This is a genomic window from Xanthomonas bonasiae, from assembly GCF_017163705.1.
In the GTDB taxonomy this organism is placed as follows: domain Bacteria; phylum Pseudomonadota; class Gammaproteobacteria; order Xanthomonadales; family Xanthomonadaceae; genus Xanthomonas_A; species Xanthomonas_A bonasiae.
In genome coordinates this window covers 60,956-80,226 of record NZ_JAFIWB010000012.1, presented here as the reverse complement: position 1 = coordinate 80,226, position 19,271 = coordinate 60,956, and the positions used below count along the sequence as shown (strand labels likewise).

Annotated in this window: 13 protein-coding genes; 3 read left to right on the top strand and 10 right to left on the bottom strand. The window is 69.2% G+C overall.

The genetic code is table 11. The features are described from left to right. Positions 1 to 52: 52 nt before the first annotated feature. The 10 genes from JR064_RS12210 to JR064_RS12165 all read right to left on the bottom strand — a co-directional run bounded on the left by JR064_RS12210 (position 53) and on the right by JR064_RS12165 (position 14,850). Entirely contained in the window at positions 53 to 1,840 is a 1,788-nt protein-coding gene (locus JR064_RS12210) for a M61 family metallopeptidase (protein ID WP_206229887.1), read from the bottom strand. Between the two features lie 25 nt (positions 1,841 to 1,865). Beyond that, positions 1,866 to 3,569, bottom strand: coding sequence for a M61 family metallopeptidase (locus JR064_RS12205; RefSeq protein ID WP_206229886.1), 1,704 nt, complete (start codon positions 3,567 to 3,569; stop codon positions 1,866 to 1,868). Next, positions 3,566 to 4,009: a RidA family protein gene (locus JR064_RS12200; RefSeq protein WP_179570805.1), complete on the bottom strand. Its 444-nt coding sequence runs from the start codon at positions 4,007 to 4,009 to the stop codon at positions 3,566 to 3,568. The genes JR064_RS12205 and JR064_RS12200 overlap by 4 nt, the downstream gene beginning before the upstream one ends. Then, positions 4,006 to 5,283, bottom strand: coding sequence for an aminotransferase class V-fold PLP-dependent enzyme (locus tag JR064_RS12195; RefSeq protein ID WP_206229885.1), 1,278 nt, complete (start codon positions 5,281 to 5,283; stop codon positions 4,006 to 4,008). Before JR064_RS12195 ends, JR064_RS12200 begins: the two co-directional genes overlap by 4 nt. 28 nt (positions 5,284 to 5,311) lie before the next feature. Beyond that, positions 5,312 to 5,839: a RidA family protein gene (locus JR064_RS12190; protein WP_206229884.1), complete on the bottom strand. Its 528-nt coding sequence runs from the start codon at positions 5,837 to 5,839 to the stop codon at positions 5,312 to 5,314. After that, the gene (locus tag JR064_RS12185) at positions 5,836 to 7,875 is read right to left on the bottom strand and encodes an amidohydrolase family protein (RefSeq protein WP_206229883.1); all 2,040 of its coding nucleotides are present in this window, start codon (positions 7,873 to 7,875) and stop codon (positions 5,836 to 5,838) included. Before JR064_RS12185 ends, JR064_RS12190 begins: the two co-directional genes overlap by 4 nt. Further along, complete coding sequence (locus tag JR064_RS12180; protein WP_206229882.1) at positions 7,872 to 9,356, bottom strand: S10 family serine carboxypeptidase-like protein; 1,485 nt, start codon at positions 9,354 to 9,356, stop codon at positions 7,872 to 7,874. Before JR064_RS12180 ends, JR064_RS12185 begins: the two co-directional genes overlap by 4 nt. A 58-nt stretch (positions 9,357 to 9,414) precedes the next feature. Further along, a complete protein-coding gene (locus tag JR064_RS12175) occupies positions 9,415 to 11,661 on the bottom strand; it encodes a TonB-dependent receptor (protein ID WP_206229881.1) in 2,247 nt (748 codons plus the stop codon). Between the two features lie 81 nt (positions 11,662 to 11,742). Continuing rightward, positions 11,743 to 13,257 carry a S10 family peptidase gene (locus JR064_RS12170; RefSeq protein WP_206229880.1) on the bottom strand — a complete coding sequence of 505 codons (1,515 nt, stop codon included), beginning with the start codon at positions 13,255 to 13,257 and terminating at the stop codon, positions 11,743 to 11,745. A gap of 3 nt (positions 13,258 to 13,260) precedes the next feature. Beyond that, positions 13,261 to 14,850 (bottom strand): S10 family serine carboxypeptidase-like protein, encoded by a 1,590-nt coding sequence (locus JR064_RS12165; protein ID WP_206229879.1) that lies wholly within the window; start codon positions 14,848 to 14,850, stop codon positions 13,261 to 13,263. 280 nt (positions 14,851 to 15,130) lie between these two features. On the opposite strand from JR064_RS12165, the gene JR064_RS12160 reads away from it, so the two are divergent. From JR064_RS12160 to cyoB, 3 genes are all read left to right on the top strand, one after another. Beyond that, complete coding sequence (locus tag JR064_RS12160) at positions 15,131 to 15,934, top strand: helix-turn-helix transcriptional regulator (RefSeq protein ID WP_206229878.1); 804 nt, start codon at positions 15,131 to 15,133, stop codon at positions 15,932 to 15,934. Positions 15,935 to 16,328: 394 nt separating this feature from the next. Continuing rightward, positions 16,329 to 17,270, top strand: a complete 942-nt coding sequence (gene cyoA, locus JR064_RS12155; RefSeq protein WP_206229877.1) for a ubiquinol oxidase subunit II — start codon at positions 16,329 to 16,331, stop codon at positions 17,268 to 17,270. Beyond that, positions 17,270 to 19,270, top strand: a complete 2,001-nt coding sequence (cyoB, locus tag JR064_RS12150; protein WP_179570813.1) for a cytochrome o ubiquinol oxidase subunit I — start codon at positions 17,270 to 17,272, stop codon at positions 19,268 to 19,270. Before cyoA ends, cyoB begins: the two co-directional genes overlap by 1 nt. Position 19,271: the final 1 nt, after the last annotated feature.

Genomic DNA, 19,271 nt, shown 5'->3' with positions numbered 1-19,271 from the left:
TTGAGGCCGAGGCAACACCCGTGCGTGAGGTGCACCCCGCCCGCGCCAGCGGCTAGAGCTGTGTCAGGCGTATTTCCCGCCCTCGAGCTGGAGTCGATTGGTTATGCGCAGGCGCGGTGGCGGGCAGCGAGCAGGCGCTTTGCGCGCTGCGTGGCTTGCGCCACCACTGCCACGTCGCCACGGTCTCGCCGCGCGGCTTGTACGAGACCGTCAATGCCTTGCCGTCGCGCTGCAACTGCAGGGTGAGGATGCCGTCCTGTTCGCCCTGCAGCTGGTCCTGGCCAACCGGGCGGGTGATTTCATCGCCGTTGCGAACGCCAGCCTTGGCGGCGGCCGAGCTGGGGATCAGGTCGCGGACGATGCGCGGGGATTCGGTCAGCACGGCGGGGGCGAAGCCGAGTTCGTAGCGGCGCATGGGCTGCGAGATGCGTTCGAAGCAGGGGCCGAAGGCGTCGCTGGCCGGGAGCGGTGCGGCGCCGTCGAGCATGGCGTGCAGTTGGCGCACCGCGTCCTCGCCGAGGTTGTCGCGCAGCAGCGCTTCCCAGTCGGCGATGCCGAGCGGCTTGTCGCCTTGTCGGCGGTGCAGCATCGCCAGGATCAGGTCGTCCAGCGATTTGCGGCCGCCGCTCGCTTTGCGCATCGCGTCGTCCACGGTGACGAAGTACAGGAAGCCGCGGTCGTAGGGCAGGGTGCGGATGCGGGTGTCCTGCCAGAACTTCGTGGACACTTCGCTGTTGGGGGCGTTGCCGAGGAGGTTGGTGTAATAGCGGGCGGCAGTGAAGTTGAGGTCTTTCAGGAACGTATCGGCGTCGATCATGCCGTAGCGGAACGGCAGGCGCGCCTGGTAGAACACCGCCGTGCCTTCGTTGAACCAGGCATCGGCGAGCGTCTCGCCGTCGTACTGCGAACTCATGTGCGGCTGGAAGGTGTGGAACATCTCGTGGGCGAGGGTCAGTTCCAGCTGTTCCGGGTCGTTGCCGCGGTCGTCGTCGTAGGTGACGATGAAGGAGTTGTACATGCCCATGCCGCCGCCGGGGTTGACCCGGTTGCGGCGCAGGAACACGCCGTAGGGCGTGGCCGGCACGGCGAAGAAGGCCTGGTAGTGCTGACGCAGTTGTTGGGTCCACGCCAGCAGTTTTTGCGCGTCGAACGGGGTGTTGCCCTGCCAGGCGGAGAAGAAGCCGGTGGCGTCGGGCGCCTGCGGGTACAGGCCGATCTTGCCGGCCATGAAGTAGCTGCTGTCCAGCGCTTCCATGCCGACGTCGCGCGCATTGCGGTCCTGCAGGCTGCTCACGGCATGCGCGCCGGCGCCCAGTGCGGACAGGTCCCAGTGCAGCTCGATGTCGTGCCGGCCGCTGGTCGGATGCAGCAGGAAGGTGGCGCCGGCGCCGGAGAAGGCGCCTTCCTCGCTGCGCAGTTCGATCGGCGGCGCGGCGCCGCGCGCGGCCAGCGCTTCGGTCATCGCCGCGCGATAGGAAAAGCGCAGGGTGCCGGCGACAGCGCGGTCGGCGTACCACTCGCGCTGCCGGGTCGGGCCTTCGCCCTGGTCGCGATAGCTCAACTGCACGGCGCCTTGATCGTCGCGCGCGGCCAGTTCGCCGACGCTGGCGGCGATGGTGGGCACGTTGCTGGTCACGTGCGGCATCGCCAGCACGGTGGTGCCGGCCGGCGTGGCCGGCAGCGGGATGGCTTCGTCCACCAGCAGCGCCTCGATCCTGCTGCCGGCGGCGTCCGCCTGCGCATGGATGGTGATCGCGTAGGGCGCATCGGTCGCGGCCAGGGCCGGAGACGCGGCCGCGGCGAGGGCGAGGAACAGGCAGCGTTGGCGTGGCATCTTCATCGGCAAGGGTCGCGGCAGGTGGGGATCAGGGCGAACAGCGGGCGGCCAGCGCCGGATCGACGGCGAAGCGCCAGGCGTCCACGCGCGCGCTGCGCGGCAGGTAGTCGATCTGCACCGGCTTGCCGTCGCGCTCCAGTTTCAGCTGCATGTGCGTGTGCTTGTCGGCCATCGCCTGTTCCAGCGGGGTGTACTCGACGATGCGGTCGTTTTCCTGCACCCCGGCACGGGCGGCGGCGGACTCGGGCAGCAGGTTCTTGACCACGCCCATGCGCATGCGATCGAAGCCGAGTTCGAACGGCTGGTGCGGCGCCGGCACCACGCGGTAGCAGCCGTACGCCGGCGCGGGCGGCACGATCAGCTTGCCGGCGACCATCGCGTCGAACTCGCTGCCGGCGCCGGCGCCGAGTTCGCGCACCACCATCGCGCGCCATTCGGGTACGCCGATGGTCTCGCCGGCGCGCTGGCGCTTCAGCACTTCCAGCACCAGGTCGTCCACCGAATGCGCCTGCCGGCCGTGCTGGCGCAACTGCGCATCGACGCTCACCAGGTACATGAAGCCGCGGCCGTACGGCACGCGCTGGGCGCGCGCGTCCTTCCAGAAACGTTCGCCGGCGGCGCTGTTGTCGAGCGCGCGGAACGGGTTGTCGTAGTAGCCGTCGGCGCGGTGGTTGATCGCCTGCAGGAAGGCGTCCTTGTCGTACACGCCGGCGCGCAGCGACAGCAGCAGCGAGTAGAACTCGGCGGTGCCTTCGGTGTACCAGGCGGTGAGCGCGTGCTCTTCGCCGTCGAGCTTGGGCCAGGTGTGGGCCATCTCGTGCGCCAGCAGCGCCTGCGGGCCCTCGGCGATGGTCTGGCCCTGCGGCCCGTAGCCGAACATGAAAGAGTGCGCCAGGCCGGTGCCGCCGCCCGCTGGATACGGATTGCGGCGGGCGAAGGCGCGATAGTCCGAGCCGTCGTCGCCGAAGAAGCGCGCCATGTAGCGGTACAGCTGCCCGGTCTGCTTGGCCAGCAGTTGCGCGTCGAACGGCGGGGTGTCCATCCAGTAGAAATGGAAGACGTCGTCGTCGTTTTCCGGCACCCGGTGCATCGCGCCGACGGCGTAGTAGGAGAAGCGCAGCAGGTCGGTCGGCGCGGTGGTGCGCTGCTCGCCTTCGCCGACGCTCCACACGCCGCGCGCACCGGCCGGCAGCGCGCTCAGGTCCCAGCGCAGATGGATCCGGCGTGGCGCCTCGCCCGGCGGCAACGCCATGAAGTAGACGCCGGCGCCCATCAGGCCGCCGTCCTGCGCGCGCAGGTCGAACAGCGGGCCGTTGCGGGTGTCGGCATCGACCTTGCGCGGCGGCGTGGCGTAGTCCACGTCGACGTCGCCGACGCTGGCGCGGGTGGCGAGGTAGTTGCGGTACTTGCCGGACGGGTCGGGCGCTTCGTCGACCGCGCGCAGCGGCAGGGCGCCGCGTGCGTCGCGCACCTGGATCTGTTCGGCGCTGTAGGCGGCGGTCGGCGTGGACACCAGTTCCACCGGCATGCGCAGCAGCGGCGCGCCTGCGGCGACCTTGGGCGCGGGCAGGTGCAGGTGCACCTGCAGCGCGCCGATCCGGCCGGCGTCGGCCTTGGGTGTGAGCACCACGTCGAGCTGGACCGGGGCTGTCGGCGGTTCGGCGGCGAGCGCGGCGCAGGCCGGCGCCAGGAGCAGGGCGAGGGGGAGCCAGCGGGAGATGCGTGCGGTCATGGTGTGGCCTGGGGCAGGTAGGCGATGCATTCGATTTCCACCTTGGCGCCCAGCGCCAGGGCGTTGGCGCCGATGGCGCTGCGTGCGGGCAGGTGGCCGGGTTTGAAACGGCGCACGTACAGGGCGTTGAACGCGGGCCATTGCGCCATGTCGGTCAGCATCACCGTGCACTTGGCGACGTCGTCCATGCCGGCGCCGGCCAGGGCCAGGGCGCTGGCGACGTTGTCCAGCGCGTTGTTGGCCTGGGCGCTGAAATCCTCGGGCAATCCGCCCGGCGCGGCGCTGCCGATCTGGCCGGAGACGTAGAGCGTGTCGCCGGCACGCACCGCGGCCGAGAACGGCGCGCCGGGCGCGGTGCCGTAGTGGTGCAACGCTGCCGGCGCGGCCTGTGCGGTCCAAGGCAGCAGCGTGCACAGCAATAGCAATGGGAGTCGCTTCATGACAGGGCCTCGATCAGGCGTTCGACATCGTCGCTGCCGTTGTAGAACGACGGCGACACGCGGAAGTAGTTGCGGTACAGGGTGACTTCGACGCCGGCGGCCTTCAGCTTCGGCGCCAATCGCTTGCCGACGTCGCGCTGGGCGAAGGACACCAGCGCGGAGCTGGAATCGGGCGGGGTCATCGCGTCGAAGCCGAGCCGCGGGATCGCGGCGTGCAGGCGCGCCAGCAGCGGTTGCCGCCATTTCTGGATCGCGTCCACGCCGATGCGCTCGATCAGTTCCAGCGACGTCGCCAGCGCGGCGGCGGCGGAATTGTTGAGCGTGCCGACCTCGATCTTGCCGGCCAGGCCGCCGATCGCCTGCGTCTCCAGCGGCGGCTCGCCGGGCGGGTCGAACGGCAGGATGTGCGAGACCGTTTCGCCTTCCTGGCGGTAGCCCCACACCATCTGCCGCAACGCGTCCTGGCTGGCGCGGCGCGCATACATCACGCCCAGGCCGAAGTCGCCCATCAGCCATTTGTAGGTGGAGCTGGCGGCGAAATCCACGCCGCTGCCGTGCAGGTCGATCGGGGTGTTGCCGGCGGCCTGGATCAGGTCGGCGTAGACCAGCGCGCCGCGGCTGTGGGCGAGGTCGCAGACCGGCTTGAGGTCGTGCTGGAAACCGTTGACGCTGGACACCAGGGTCAGCGCGACCAGGCGCGTGCCGGGGGTGATCGCCTTGTCCAGATCCTCCAGGCGGATGCGGTTGTCGTGCGGGCGCACCACCTGCACGTCGAGGCCGCGCTTGGCCAGTTCCATGTACATGAACAGCGAGCCGTTGAAATGGTAGGCGTCGGTGACCACGCGCTGGCGGCTGTGCGGGATGCCCAAGCCGTTGAGTACCAGGTTCTCGCCGAACATGGTGCTGGGAATCCACGCCAGTTCGTCGCGGTCCGCATGCAGCAGCCGGCCCAGCGCGGCCATCGCGCGCGCGCGGTCGCCGCCCATGTCGACCTTGTCGGCCCCGGCGTTCATCAGCCGCGCATCGAGGAAGCCGCGTTGCGCCTGCGCGGCGGCGCGGCTGACCGGATGCATGTAGGCGCCGTTGAGATAGCAGCCGGCGATCTCGAAGGCCTGGTTGAGGCCTTGCAGGCCGCGTGCGGGGGTGGACGCAGTGGCTGTGGCCGCGGCGGCATTGCCGGCGAGGCCGGACAGCGCGGCGGACAGCGGCAGCGCGCCGGCGGCCGCCAGCAAGTGCCGGCGGGTGGGATCGAAACGGGGCGAGCGCGTGTCCATGGTGGCGTTCCGGCAGGCGAGGGTCAGTTCAATGCAGTTCGGCTTCGGCTTCGATCTCGACCGGGATGCCGAACGGAAGCTCGGCCATGCCGACCGCGCTGCGTGCATGTTGGCCCAGTTCCGGCCCCCACAGCGCCAGCAGCAAATCCGAGCAGCCGTTGATCACGTTCGGCAGGCGCTGGAAGCCGGGCGCGCAGCGGACCATGCCGAACACGCGCACCCAGCGCTTGATCCGCTCCAGGCTGCCCAGGCTGCGTTCCAGGCTGGCCAGCATCGACAGGGCGGTGGCGCGCGCGGCGGCATAGCCCTGGGCTTCGTCCAACTCGTCGCCGACGCGGCCGACGCCGCCGGCCATGCTGCCGTCGGCGTGTTGCGGGCCGTGGCCGGAGATCAGCACGCGGGTGCCGATCACGTGCACCGGCGCGAACGGCAGGATCACCCCGTCGGGCACGCGCAGCGGCGGCGGCAGGGTCATGCCGAGCGCACGCAGGCGCGCGCTCACGGTGTCGGAGGGAGGGACGTGCGGGGTCTGCATGGGATGGGGGATCGGGCTCATTGAAGTTTCTTTGGGGCCGGCGCGAACGGGGCCACGCCCAGGACGCGGTAGATCTCGGCGGGCAGGTACAGGGACTGGTCCTTCACCACCAGCGCGGGCTGGCGGATCGCGGCGATGTCGGTGGTCGGATCGCCGGGCAGCAGCACGAAGTCGGCCTGCTTGCCCGGATGCACGCTGCCGAGCCGGTCGGTGCGGCCGAAATGCTGCTCGCTCTGCCAGGTGCCGGCGCGCAGCGCCTGCTGCGGGGTCAGCCCGGCGGCGACGTACAGTTCCAGTTCGCGGTGCACGGTGAAACCGGTGGTGTCGTCGGTGCCGGGCAGCAGCACGGTGCCCTGGCGGTGCAGGCGGCCGATCAGTTGCAGGGTCTTGTCCAGCGCCTGGCGGTATTGCGCATCGGTCTGCGCGTTGAGGTCGGGGACGAAGGTGCGTTGGCGATAGCGCTGGTAGGCGATCGGCATGTGCGACAGGTACGGCGCATCGGCGGGCAGCACGCTGCCGGCGCGGCTGAGCATCAGCCGCTCCAGAATCACGTCGGTGGTGTCCAGGGCGATGTCGCGCTGGCGCATCAGCTGCAGCGTGTGGCGCACGTTCGGCGCGTCGAGGTCGAGCGCGGCCACGCGCTTCATCGCGGTCAGCCGCAGCGGCGTGCGCGTGTCTTCCTCGGGAGACAGCACCCAGCCCAGCATCAGCTGGTTGATGTGGGTGATCTCGTCGTAGCCGGCGGCGATCATCGCGTCGGCGTTGGTGAAGGCCGGGATGTGCCCGGTGACGCCCATGCCCAACGCATGCGCGCGATCGGCGATCGGCGCCACCCATGCCGGGTTCATCGAGTTGTAGAGCTTGATCTGCCAGTAGCCGTGGGCCTTGTACCAGGCGACGTCTTTCAGTGCGTCGTCCAGCGTATCGACGACGAAGCCGTTGCGCGCCGAGTACGCGCTGCGGCCTTCCAGGAAGCCATTGCGCACGATGCGCGGGCCGGCGATCTCGCCGCGTTCGATGCGCGCGGTCAGGTCGAGCAGGAAGGCTTTGTCGTTGCCCATGTCGCGGGTGTTGGTGACGCCCGCGGCCAGGTACCACAGTCCGGAGGACAGGGTGCTGTGCGAATGCATGTCGTGCAGGCCGGGGATCACCGTGCCGCCGTTGCCGTCGTAGACGCTGTCGCCGGGCGCCGGCTGCCAGCGCGCGTCCATCGAGACGATGTGCCCGTCGGCGACATGCAGGTTCACCGCGTCGCTGCGCAGTCCGTTGACCGGATCGAACACATGCACGTTGCGCAGCCACAGGCCGCGCGTCAGCGGATGCGCGAGTTGGCGCTGCAATGCCTGCGCATGCGCGAACTGCTGCGCCTTCACCGCGTCGGCGATGGTCGCCACCTGCGCCTGGTAGCCGTCGCGGATCGCCACGGCGTCGTCGTCGATGTCGGCCAGCAGGGCGTCGTCGGCATCGACGGCGAGGTAGTGCGGTTCCAGGTCCAGGCCGGACAGCCGCAGCAGCCGCGCCTGCAGCGGCGGCGCCCCGGCCTGGCCTTGCAGCGCCAGCGTGCCGACCAGTTCCAGTTGCATGCGGCCGCTGGGCAGCACGTCCAGGGCGTGCTCGGGCGCGGCCAGCAAGGCCTTGGCGTAGGTCCACATCGCCCACGGACTGCTGTCGTTGGTGATGTACAGCGCCGGCCGCGGCTGCGGCCGGCGGCCGCTGTCGGCCTGGCTGCTCCATTCGGCGACGCCGTCGCGCCACTGGTAGCGCTCGGCGATCTGGCCGCCCATCAGCGAGGTGCCGGCGACCGACCAGGCCAACGGCAGCGCGTGCTCGCCGAGCACGATCGTCTCGTGGTGCTTGGGGCCGCGGCCGTTGTTGTCGACGTGGTAATCGACTTCGTAGGTGTCGCCGTCGGCTGTGGCCTTCAGGTAGCCGACGTTCTCGCCGTTGGCGATCAGCACCAGCGATTGCGGCGCGGTGGCGGCGCTCGCGGCGTGGCCGGCGAACGTGCAGGCGAGGGCGAGGGCGAGGGCGGCGGACAGCGGCAGCGTGCGGGTCATTGCAGGAAGTCCTTCAGCAGGCTGTGCAACTGCGGGCGCAATGCGTCTTCCGCGAACACCGCATGGCCGCCGGGCAGTAGGCGAAAATCGATGCGCGCCGGATCCAGGGCGCTGTGGTGCAGCGCGTACCAGGGGCCGAGCGCGGGCACGGCCAGGTCGTAATAGCCGTTGAGCGCCAGCACATGGAAGCCGGGATTGGCCTGTGCCAGCCGCGCCAGGTTCGGGGTGGGATTGAAGCGCAGCGCGCTGCCGAACGGGCGCGGGCCGGCGCCATCGTCGGCGGCGAAGCGCCAGGCCATGGCGATGTCGATGTCCAGGCTGACGTAGTCGCGCGGCAACGCAGTGCCGAACAGGCCGTGCAGGTAGTCGGCCATCACCGTGGAGGTGATCTGGTTGCTGCGGCCCAGGCCGAGCGCCGGATCGTTGGCGGCCGAGGGCCGGCCGTTGTCGGCCGCGTGCGGCGCCGGCAGCGGCGCGGCGATGCGGCTGTCGAGCCGGCCGATCTGCCGGCCGTCGGCGGCGAGCACGCCGAGCCGGAAGGTTTCCACGTCCGGACGCAGGTCGGCCGCCAGCAGCGCTTGCGCCGGCAGGCCCAGCAGCGCGGCCAGGCGCGCGGCGATGCGGCTGCGTGCGTCGGCGGGCAAGGCGCTGCCCTGCAACAGGGCCTGTGCGTAGTCGCCGAGCGCGAACGTACGCGCCTGCGCATAGACGCTTGCGACCGGTTGCCCGGCCAGTTCGCCCTTGCCGTGGGCGGCGGCGGCGACGATCAGCGAGGGCAGGTCGAACATCGCGCGCAGGTCGTTGCCGGGGCTGTCGTCGCCGCTGGTGGCGTCGAGCAGCGGCGCGACCAGCAGCACGCCGGCCGGACGCAGGTCGGCGATGTCCGCGGCGAGCAGGGCGAGCCGGTAGCCGCCGTAGCTTTCGCCGGCGATGTACAGCGGCGCGTGTTCGCGCCCGTGCGTCTTCAGCCAGTGGCGGATCATCGCCTCCACGGCCTTGGCGTCGCCGTGGTCGGACCAGTAGCGCGCGCGTGCGCCGGCATCGGCCGGGGCCTGGCTGAAGCCGGTGCCGGGCGGGTCGATGAACACCAGGTCGGCGGCATCGAGAATGCTGTGCGGATTGGCGATCAGCGTCTGCCGTTTGCCGTTGCGCACGCGCAGCCGCGGGCCGAGGCCTTCCACCTGCAATACCGACGATGCGCCAGGCCCGCCGTTGAAGGCGAACAGCACCGGCCGCGTACCGGCATCGGTGCGCTCGGCCAGATAGCCGATGGCGCTGATCGAGGCGACGCGGGCGCCGTCCGCGGCGGCGAAGTCGAGTTGGTCGAAGCTGACCCGATAGCGCAGCCGCTGCTCGCCGATGCGGGCCTGCTGCGGGCTGGACAGCAGGGTCGGTCGCGGCAGCGGTGCCGCGTCGTCGGCGACTGCGGCGAACGGCAGCGCCGTGCACAGCAGCAGGGCCAGGCCGTGGATCCATTTCATCGGGGAATTCCGCAACAGGAGGAAGGGCCGGTCGCCGTGCGGCGGCCGGCGAGGCGCATCAATAGTCCCAGGCCAGGGTCAGGCCGACCGTGCGCGGCTGGATCAGCGTGGCGCCGAGCGTCGAACTGGCCAGCGAGCCGCGGCGGTTGGCGTTGATGTAGCCGACCTCGTCGGTGAGGTTGCGCACGTACAGCGTGGCGCTCCAGGCCTGGCCCTGCACGCCGGCGTTGAGGCCGACGGTGGTGTAGCTGGGCAGGTGGATGCGCGGGATGCTGACCGAGGTGGTGAACTCCATGTCGCGATCGCCCATGTAGGCCACGTCCGCGCCGGCGAAGCCTTCCAGGTTGCCGCCCAGCGGGAAATAGCGCTTGAGCGAGGCCGAGGCGCTGTTGCGCGCCGAGTACGGCAGGCGATTGCCGTCCTTGCCGTAGGCGGAGGACCCCTCGGTGTAGCCGGGGATGTCCTGTGCCAGGGTGGCGTCGGTGTAGGCGTAGCTGGCGGTGACCTTCCAGTCGGCCGACGGCACCCAGTTGACCGACAGTTCCAGGCCCTGGCTGGTGGCCTTGCCGGCGTTGGTGGTGTAGCTACTGCCCAGGGTCGGCTCGACCTGCGAGATCTGCAGGTCGCTCCAGTCGATGTAGAACAGCGCCGCGTCCAGGCTCAGCGAGTGGTCCAGCAACTGGGTCTTCAGGCCCAGCTCGTAGCTCCACAGGCTGTCGGAGTCGTAGGAGAACGGGACGTTGGCCACCAGGGTGCCGTTGCTGCCGCCGGCGCGGTAGCCGGAGGCCACGCGCAGGTAGGTCATCAGCTCGTCGTTGAAGCGGTAGCGCGGCGAGAACAGGTAGGTGGTGGCGCTGTCCTTGTTGCTGTCGAAGCTCTGGGTCGGGTCCTGCAGCAGGCCGCCGGTGTCGCTGTTCTCGCGCAGGCTGTTGCGCGCGTAGCGGGCGCCGACCTGGATGTCGAACTGCGGGGTGAAGTGATAGGTGCCGTCGGCGTACACCGCCTTCTCGCGGTAGGTGCTGTCGCCCAGCGAGACCAGCAGCGGGAAGTCGCGGTAGATGGTGCCGCTGGACTTGTCGGCGATGTAGAAGTTCTGCGTGCTCTTGGCTTCCTCGTCGCTGTAGAACGCGCCGACCTGCCAGTCCAGCGCATGCTCGCCCTGCGAGACCAGGCGCACTTCCTGGGTGGTGCGGTCGGTGTTGTAGCGGTTGTCGATCAGCGAACTGGGGTTGTCGCTGTCCAGGCCGAAGATGCCGGCGAACACCGGCGCGAGCCGGCCGATGGTGGTGTAGCCCACGTCCTGGTAGGCCCGGCTGCGGTGCTGGGCGTAGCCGCTGATGCTGTCCAGCATCGCCCAGCCCAGATCCCAGCTGACCTTGGTGGTGTAGAAGCGCACCTGGCCCTTGAAGGTGTCGCCGCCGTTGATGCGGTCGTGGCTGTACTGGCCGTACAGCGGATGCAGCTCGGGATCGGTGTCGACCACCGAGCTGGAGCCGGTCTCGGTGTCCTGGAACAGCGCCGAGGAACGCACGGTCACCGTATCGCTGACGTTCCACAGCGCCGAGACGCGGCCGCCGCGCACCTGGCTGTCGTTCTCGTCGTCGCTGTTGGTGTTGTGCACGAAGGCCGGGTCCTGGCGCTGGAACAGGCTGACCCGCAGCGCGAAGCGGTCGGAGAACGGCAGGTTCACCGAGGTGCGCGCGTTGTAGCCGGAACCGCCGTGCGCGGCCGTGGAGCCGCCGGCCTCGACGCGGCCGAAGGTCGCGCTGGTGTCCGGATCGGTCATCACGTACTTGATCAGGCCGCCCATGCTGCTGGCGCCGTACAGCGTGCCCTGCGGGCCGCGCAGCACTTCGATCTGCTGCAGGTCGGACGGGTCCAGGTCGGGGATGGCACCGGTGCTGAGCGCCGAACCGTAAGGCACGTCGTCGATGACGATGCCCGAGGTCGGGCGGCTGCCGAGGCCGGAGTCGGTGGCGATGCCGCGCAGCACGATGTTGCTGCTCATCGGCGACTGGATGTAGGACAGGCCCGGCAACTGCGCGAAGTAGTCGGCCAGCTTGTAGCTGCCTTCGCTGCTCATCTTCTCGGTGTTGAGCACCTGGATCGACATCGGCACGTCCTGCAACCGCTCGCTGCGCTTCTGCGCGGTCACGGTGATGGTGTCCAGCTGCTTGGCCGCGGTGGCGCCGTCGTCCTGTTGGGCGAGCGCGATGGACGGCAGCAGCAGGAGCGCGCTGGCCGGGCAGCACAGGGCGCGCGAAATGAACTGGGAGAGACGGTTGCGGCGGGCTACGGATGACATGGGCGGGACTCGTCTGGCGGGCGGTGGGCGGGATGGGTGGAGCGCGAACCACGGGTGCTGCGGGGACTGCGGAATGTCATGTCACCAGGTGCGGCGGACCATCTGGCGGATGTCGTCGGCGAGGCCGGCGGCGGTGCGCTCGACCGTGTACATCATGTGTCCGCCCTCGTAGTAGCGGGTGCGGACCTGCTGCATCGGAAACCCCGACTGCGCGGCGAGATAATCCATCGCGCCGATCGTGGTCTGGCTGTCGTAGTAGCCGTTGCCGACCAGCAGCCGGCACGTCGGATTGGCCGCCAGCAGCTCGCGCAGTTGCCCGACCCACGGGTAGTCGCCGAACGGCGATTTGTTCGCGTCCCAGTCCCAGGCGTTGAAGTCGCTGGAGGTCGGCATCGCGGTGGAGTAGTGGCCCGCCTGCGCGGGGACCTTCAGCACCTGCCGGTAGTAGCGCTCGGCGGCGGCGTTGTAGTCGGGCACGCTGCCGGAATTGCCCTGCGCATCGAGCAGGTAGCGGCCATCGCTGGACGCCAGGATCCGGCCCGGGAACAGCTGGCGCGCGTAGGCGACCTTGGACAGTTTCAGATCGGCCTTGAGCCAGGCCTCCGCCGACAGGCCGGTGAAGCCCTGCAGCGCCTGCGCCACTTCCTCGCGCTGCTGCGCGCTGGCGCGGTTGCCGAGGAACAGGGTGCTCAGGTAGCGCTCGCGGCCGTAGGCGGAGGCGTCGTCGACGAACTGCGCCAGGCTGCGGCCCTTGCGCTCGACCTTGCCGTGGTACCAGCCGAGCGCGGCCAGGGTCGGCAGCGACACCGCGTAGCTGACGATGTTGTCGCGGCGCTGTGCGTATTCGAGGATGTTGGCGGCCTGGCCGAGCAGGACGATGCCGTCCACCGCGATGCCGGCGGCCTGCAGTTGCGTGGCCGCTTCCGGCGCGCGCAAGGTGCCGTAGCTTTCGCCCAGCAGGTACACCGGCGAGCCGCGCCGGCCGTGCCGGTCCAGCCATGCCGCGACCAGTTGCGCGAGCTGGCGCGCATCGGCGCGGGTGGAGAACTGGCTGGCTGGCGCCACGCCCTCGGCGACGCGGCTGTAGCCGGTGCTGGCCGGATCGAAGATGACGATGTCGGCCGCGTCCAGCGGCGAATAGCGGTTGTCCACCAGCTTGAAGCCGGCGGCGTCGGCATGCAGGTCGTCGGGCACGGCCAGCCGCTGCGGGCCGAGCAGGCCGAAATGCAGCGGCGTGCTGGCGGCGATCGGGCCGCCGTTGAAGGCGAAGAGCAGCGGCCGCGCGCTGGCGGCGGACGTGGCGACGTAGGCGGTGGAGACCAGGCGTGCCGCCGGGCGCCCGTCGGCGTCGGTAGTGGCATAGGTTTCCACCGTCGCGGCGTAGGCGATGCGCTGGCCGTTGAACACGCCGCGGTGCAGGGTGGTGACCGGCGAGGGCAACGACACCGGGCCCAGCGTGGTTGGATCGACGAAGCCCGGCTCCGCGGCGTGCGCGGTGCCGGCAGGCAAGGCCATCGCCAGGGCCAGCGCCAGCAGCGGCTGCAGCACTCGGGTCTTCGGCGGCACAGGGCCGGGGCGTGCGGTCGCGGAGCGCATGGGCTAGTCCGTGCTGGGAAGAGAGGGAGAGGCGGCGAGGAAGGCTTCGAACGCGCGGCGGCCCTGGGCACGGCTGGCGCGTTCGGAGTACCACATGTGTCCGCCCTGCAGGCACAGGTTGGTCACCCGCGCGGCGTAGCGCGGGCCGGCGGCGCGGGTGGTCTCCACCGAGCTTTCGCAGGGCCAGCCGTCGTAGCGGCCGCGCAGGCTCAGCACGCGCAGCTGCGGGTCCTGGTCCATCGCCTTGCGCAGCGGCGCGTCGGCGCCTTCGGGAAGCTTCTGCGAGAAATCCCACAGTTGCGCCATCCAGTCGTCGGGCATGCCGGACTTCTGGTCGACGTAGCGCGGCAGCGGATGGAAGGCGTTGCCGAACGGGCCGCGATACAGCAGGTCGCTCTCGAAGCCGAGCTGCTGGCGCAGGTAGCGGTTGAACACGCGCGAGGTGCCGTTCATCAGGCCGGCCATCGGCAGCAGACTCGGGTCGATCCCCGGCATCCACGGCGCGTCCTTGGCACGGCGCGGCGCGGTCATGCGCAGGTCGTAGCGGCCCAGCTCACGGCCCTGGTCGGCGAGCAAGCGGTCGGCGAAATCGGCGATGGAGATGGTCAGTTGCTTGGCATCGATGTCCTGCGCGCGCAGGCCGCTGAAGCGCGCCAGTGCGGCCAGGATCCGGCGCCGCGCCTCCGGCGTCTGCGCCGCCGGGGCGGCCAGGAACGGCAGGTAGTCCTGCTGCGTCCACGCCTGCGCCTGCGCCACCGCGGTCGTTTCGTCGAGCGCCTGCAGCGTGGCGTCGAGGCGATGATGGTAGTGCGCCGCGGCGGTGAACTGCGGCACGTTCAACGCGTCTTCCGGGTAGGCCGCCGGCGGCGTGCCCAGGTCGAAGTTGTAGGACACCAGCACCACGCCGCGCACCGGCATGCCGCGCCGCTGCAGCGCCGCGGCGACCAGCATCGCGCGGGTCACGCCATAGCTCTCGCCGGCCAGGTACAGCGGGCGGTCCCAGGCGTCGTGGCGGGTGAGATAGACCCGGATCGCTTCGGCGATCGTTTCGGCATCGCCATGCGAGGTGTAGAGCGTCGGCAGGTCCTTGGCTTCGACCGCGCGGCTGTAGCCGGTGCCCAGCGGATCGACGAACACCAGATCGCTCGCGCCCAGCCAGCTGTCGGCGTTTTCGACCAGCGGCCGCTCGCTCTGCGCCGGCGTCCAGTCCGGCAGGCGATCGGCGGTGTCCAGGCGGCGCGGGCCGACGCCCATGTGCAGCTGTGCCGCATTGGAGCCGGGGCCGCCGTTCCACAGGAAGGTGAGCGGCCGCACCGCGCCGGCACTGGCCGGGGCGCTGTAGCCGACGAAGAACACCGACGCCATCAGCCGCCCGGTCGGATCGTCGTGGATCGGCAGCAGCCCGGCCTCGGCCGCGTAGCGCAACGTGCCATGGCCCTCGACGGCGACGCTGCCGGCCGAGCGTACCTGCACGTCGGCATGCGCCGGGACCGCCGCCGCCGCGTTGGCGACGCCGGCCAGCCACAGCGCCGACGCAACTGCGAACGGACGCAGCCAGGCGTTGGCGCGACAGCACGATCTGACGGACGGCATGGACGTCGACATGGTCTGCTTGGTTGTCCCCTGGAGCGTGGCGCCGCACCCGATGCGAGGGCGCGACGGTGGTTGACCGGCCCGCGGAACCGGTGGCGCCGCGGGCTGAATGTTGCTTCAACAGTTTGTTGATATACAAAAATAATTTGTATGTCAAGAGCGCGTCACATAGTTCCTGTGCGGACCTGCGCCGTTGCGTTGCCGTCTCGACGCCCGCGGGCGTAGCCGGCAAGATGGCCGGTGCGCATTCGCCGAGCACTGCTCAGGACGGGACGATTCGATGGCAATAGCGAAACAGGGCGGGGCGCCGCACAAGGGCACGGCACCCGCCGCCAAGCGCAAGCGCGGCAAGGCGGCGCACGCTCCCGCGCCTGCGCAAGGGCTGGGCGCGGGCGTGCAGGTGCGCGACCTGTTCGAACTGCTCAAGCCGGTGGTGGCGCTGCTCGGCGGGGTGATCGGCGAGAACATCGAAGTGGTGCTGCACGACCTGTCCGCGCCCGGGGCCTCGGTGCTGGCGATCGCCAATGGCCATGTGTCCGGGCGCAACCTCGGCGACCCGATCCTCAGCGGCCCGCGCGAGGACGCCGGCTTCAGCGAGCTCTACCGCGACGTGGCCGGCACCGGCACGATCAGCTGGGCGATCGTCGACGAGTACCAGACCACCAATGCCGCCGGCCGCCACCTGCGCTCGGCCACGCTGCTGTTCCGCGACGGCGCCGGCCAGCCGGTGGCCGCGCTGTGCCTCAACGCCGACATGACCGTGTTCGAGATGGCCCATGGCTGGCTGGAGCAGATGCTGCACCGGAAGGCGAAGCCGCCGCGCAGCGAGGCGCCCGCCGGCGAGGTCGGGCTGGAGGCGATGATGCAGGAGATCATCGACGACGCGGTCAAGCGCTTCATGAAGCCGCCGGCGCTGATGAACAAGGAAGAGAAGATGTACGCGGTGGAGGCGATGATGCATCGCGGCCTGTTCCTGATCCGCAACAGCGTGGAACAGGTGGCCACGGCGCTGGGGGTCAGCCGCTTCACCATCTACAACTACATCGAGCAGATCAAGCAGAAGAAGGCGGCGGCGCGGCCGTAGCGCTGGAGCAGGGGCGGCCGGGGCCTGCGGCGCTCACGCCATGGCCGGTCGCTACGGTCGCCCCTCGTTGAAAGAACGAATGCCGTGCCGACGCGGGTGCCGGTCGCGCCCGATTTCATCTCAAATTGTAACGAGATCGACGTCGCCGGCTGCGCGTCGCGGGCCGCATGCGGCGATCCGTCGCACGCAGGTGCGGCAATGTGTCGCACGCAAAAACACGCCTGTGCGCACGCTCGGCCTTGTCAATGGCTTTCGGAGATGCCGCACGGCAGCATAAAATGCGTGGTCGATCGCGCATGCCGGCCAGGATGCCGCAGGAAACGCGGAAACGCCCCCCGGGCCGCTCCCGTTTGCCGTTGCGCGGTCCGCATCCCCTACGCAATTGGATCGTTCGATGATTCCGTTGAAACAACTCCGGCGCTCGCTGCGCTCCGGTCTGTTGCTCCTGCTCGCGCTGCTGCTGGCCGGGTGCGACGCGGCCATTCTCAACCCCAAGGGGCAGATCGGCCACGACGAAAAGACGTTGCTGATCACCTCGGTGGTGCTGATGCTGCTGGTGGTGGTCCCGGTCATCGTGATGACCCTGGCCTTCGCCTGGCGCTACCGCGCGTCCAACACCAAGGCCCGCTACGAGCCGAACTGGTCGCACTCCACCGCGATCGAGGTGGTGGTGTGGTCGATCCCGTGCATGATCATCCTGGTGCTGGCAGTGCTGACCTGGCGCTCCTCGCATGAGCTGGATCCGTACAAGCCGCTGGACTCCAAGGTCAAGCCGATCGTCATCGAGGCGGTGGCGCTGGACTGGAAGTGGATGTTCATCTATCCGGAGCAGGGCATCGCCACGGTCAACGAGATCGCGTTCCCGGTGGATACGCCGCTGAACTTCAAGATCACCTCCGACACGGTGATGAACTCGTTCTTCATCCCGCACCTGGGCACGCAGATCTACGCGATGGCCGGCATGGAGACCAAGCTGCACCTGATCGCCAACGAGCCGGGCGACTACTTCGGCCTGTCGGCGAACTACAGCGGCCACGGCTTCTCGAAGATGGGCTTCACCGCGCACGCCACCGATCAGGCCGGCTTCGACGCCTGGGTGGCCAAGGTCAAGGCCGCGCCGAAGGCGCTGGACCAGGCCGAGTTCCAGATCCTGGCGGCCAACCGCAACGACAAGGCGCAGTACCCGGTGACCTACTACTCGTCGGTGCAGGACGGCATGTTCAAGTCGTTGCTCGACAAATACATGATGGGCAAGGGCCACAAGATGGAAGGCCACGACGCCCATCCGGCATCGGCTGCTGAGCCGGTCGCCATGTGCACTTCTGGAGACAAGTGATGCTAGGCAAACTCACGCTCGAGGCGGTTCCGTACCACGAGCCGATCATCATGGCGGCGCTCGGCGGCGCCGGCCTGCTCGGCCTGCTGGTGGTCGCGGCGGTCACCAAGTACAAGCTGTGGGGCTATCTCTGGAAGGAGTGGTTCACCTCGGTCGACCACAAGCGCATCGGCGTCATGTACATCCTGGTGGCGCTGGTCATGCTGCTGCGCGGCTTCGCCGACGCGGCGATGATGCGCACCCAGCAGGCGATCGCGCACGGCGGCAACGAGGGCATCTTCCCGCCGCACCACTACGACCAGATCTTCACCGCGCACGGCGTGATCATGATCTTCTTCATGGCCATGCCGTTCATGACCGGCCTGCTGAACCTGATCGTGCCGCTGCAGATCGGCGCGCGCGACGTGGCGTTCCCGTTCCTGAACTCGCTGAGCTTCTGGCTGTTCGTGGCCGGCGCGGCGCTGGTCAACATCTCGCTGGGCGTGGGCGAATTCGCTCAGACCGGCTGGCTGGCGTATCCGCCGCTGTCGGGGCTGGAATACAGTCCGGGGGTCGGCGTCGATTACTACATCTGGGCCTTGCAGATATCGGGTCTAGGCACATTGCTGACCGGCATCAACTTCTTCGTGACGATCATGCGCATGCGCACGCCGGGCATGACCCTGATGCGCATGCCGATCTTCACCTGGACCGCGCTGATCACCAACATCCTGATCATCGCCGCGTTCCCGATCCTGACCGTGGCGCTGGCGCTGCTGGGTGCCGACCGTTACCTGGGCACCCACTTCTTCACCAACGACGGTGGCGGCAACGCCATGATGTACGTCAACCTGATCTGGATCTGGGGCCACCCGGAAGTCTATATCCTGATCCTGCCGGCGTTCGGCATCTTCTCCGAGCTGATCGCCACCTTCAGCCGCAAGCGCCTGTTCGGCTACACCTCGATGGTGTATGCGACCTCGGCGATCGGCGTGCTGTCGTTCATCGTGTGGCTGCACCACTTCTTCACGATGGGCTCGGGCGCCAACGTCAACGCGTTCTTCGGCATCACCACGATGATCATCTCCATCCCCACCGGGGTGAAGATCTTCAACTGGCTGTTCACCATGTTCCGCGGCCGGGTGCGCATGACCGCGCCGGTGCTGTGGACGATCGGCTTCATCATCACCTTCACCATCGGCGGCATGACCGGGGTGATGCTGGCGATCCCGGCGGTGGACTTCGTGCTGCACAACAGCCTGTTCCTGATCGCGCACTTCCATAACGTGATCATCGGCGGCGTGGTGTTCGGCTACCTGGCCGGCCTGACCTACTGGTTCCCGAAGGCGTTCGGCTTCAAGCTCAACGAGACGCTGGGCAAGGCCTCGTTCTGGTGCTGGATCATCGGCTTCTTCATCGCCTTCATGCCGCTGTACGTGCTCGGCTTCATGGGCATGACCCGGCGCATGAACAGCTACAACCACCCGGAGTGGGCGCCGTGGCTGATGGTGGCTGCGGCCGGCGCGGCGATCATCGGCATCGGCATCTTCCTGAACCTGGTGCAGATCGGCTACAGCGTCTGGAAGCGCAAGGACAACCTGGACCTGACCGGCGACCCGTGGGACGGGCGCACGCTGGAGTGGGCCACGTCCTCGCCGCCGCCGTTCTACAACTTCGCCGTGCTGCCGCACATCGACGACCGCGACCAGTTCTGGGAAGACAAGCTCAAGGGCAAGGGCTGGACGCGTCCGGCCAAGTACGAACCGATCCACATGCCGCGCAACACCGCGGCCGGGGTCTGGATCGGTGCCTTCAGCGTGGTGCTGGGCTTCGGCTTGATCTGGCACATCTGGTGGATGGCGATCATCGGCCTGGTCGGCATGATCGGCAGCTTCATCGCGCGCACGTTCGACGACGACGTCGACTACTGGGTGCCGGCAGAGGAAGTGGAACGCATCGAGAACGCGCGTTTCGCCCTGCTGGAGCAGCAACAGGCGGCACATGCCGCAAAGGCGGTCTGAA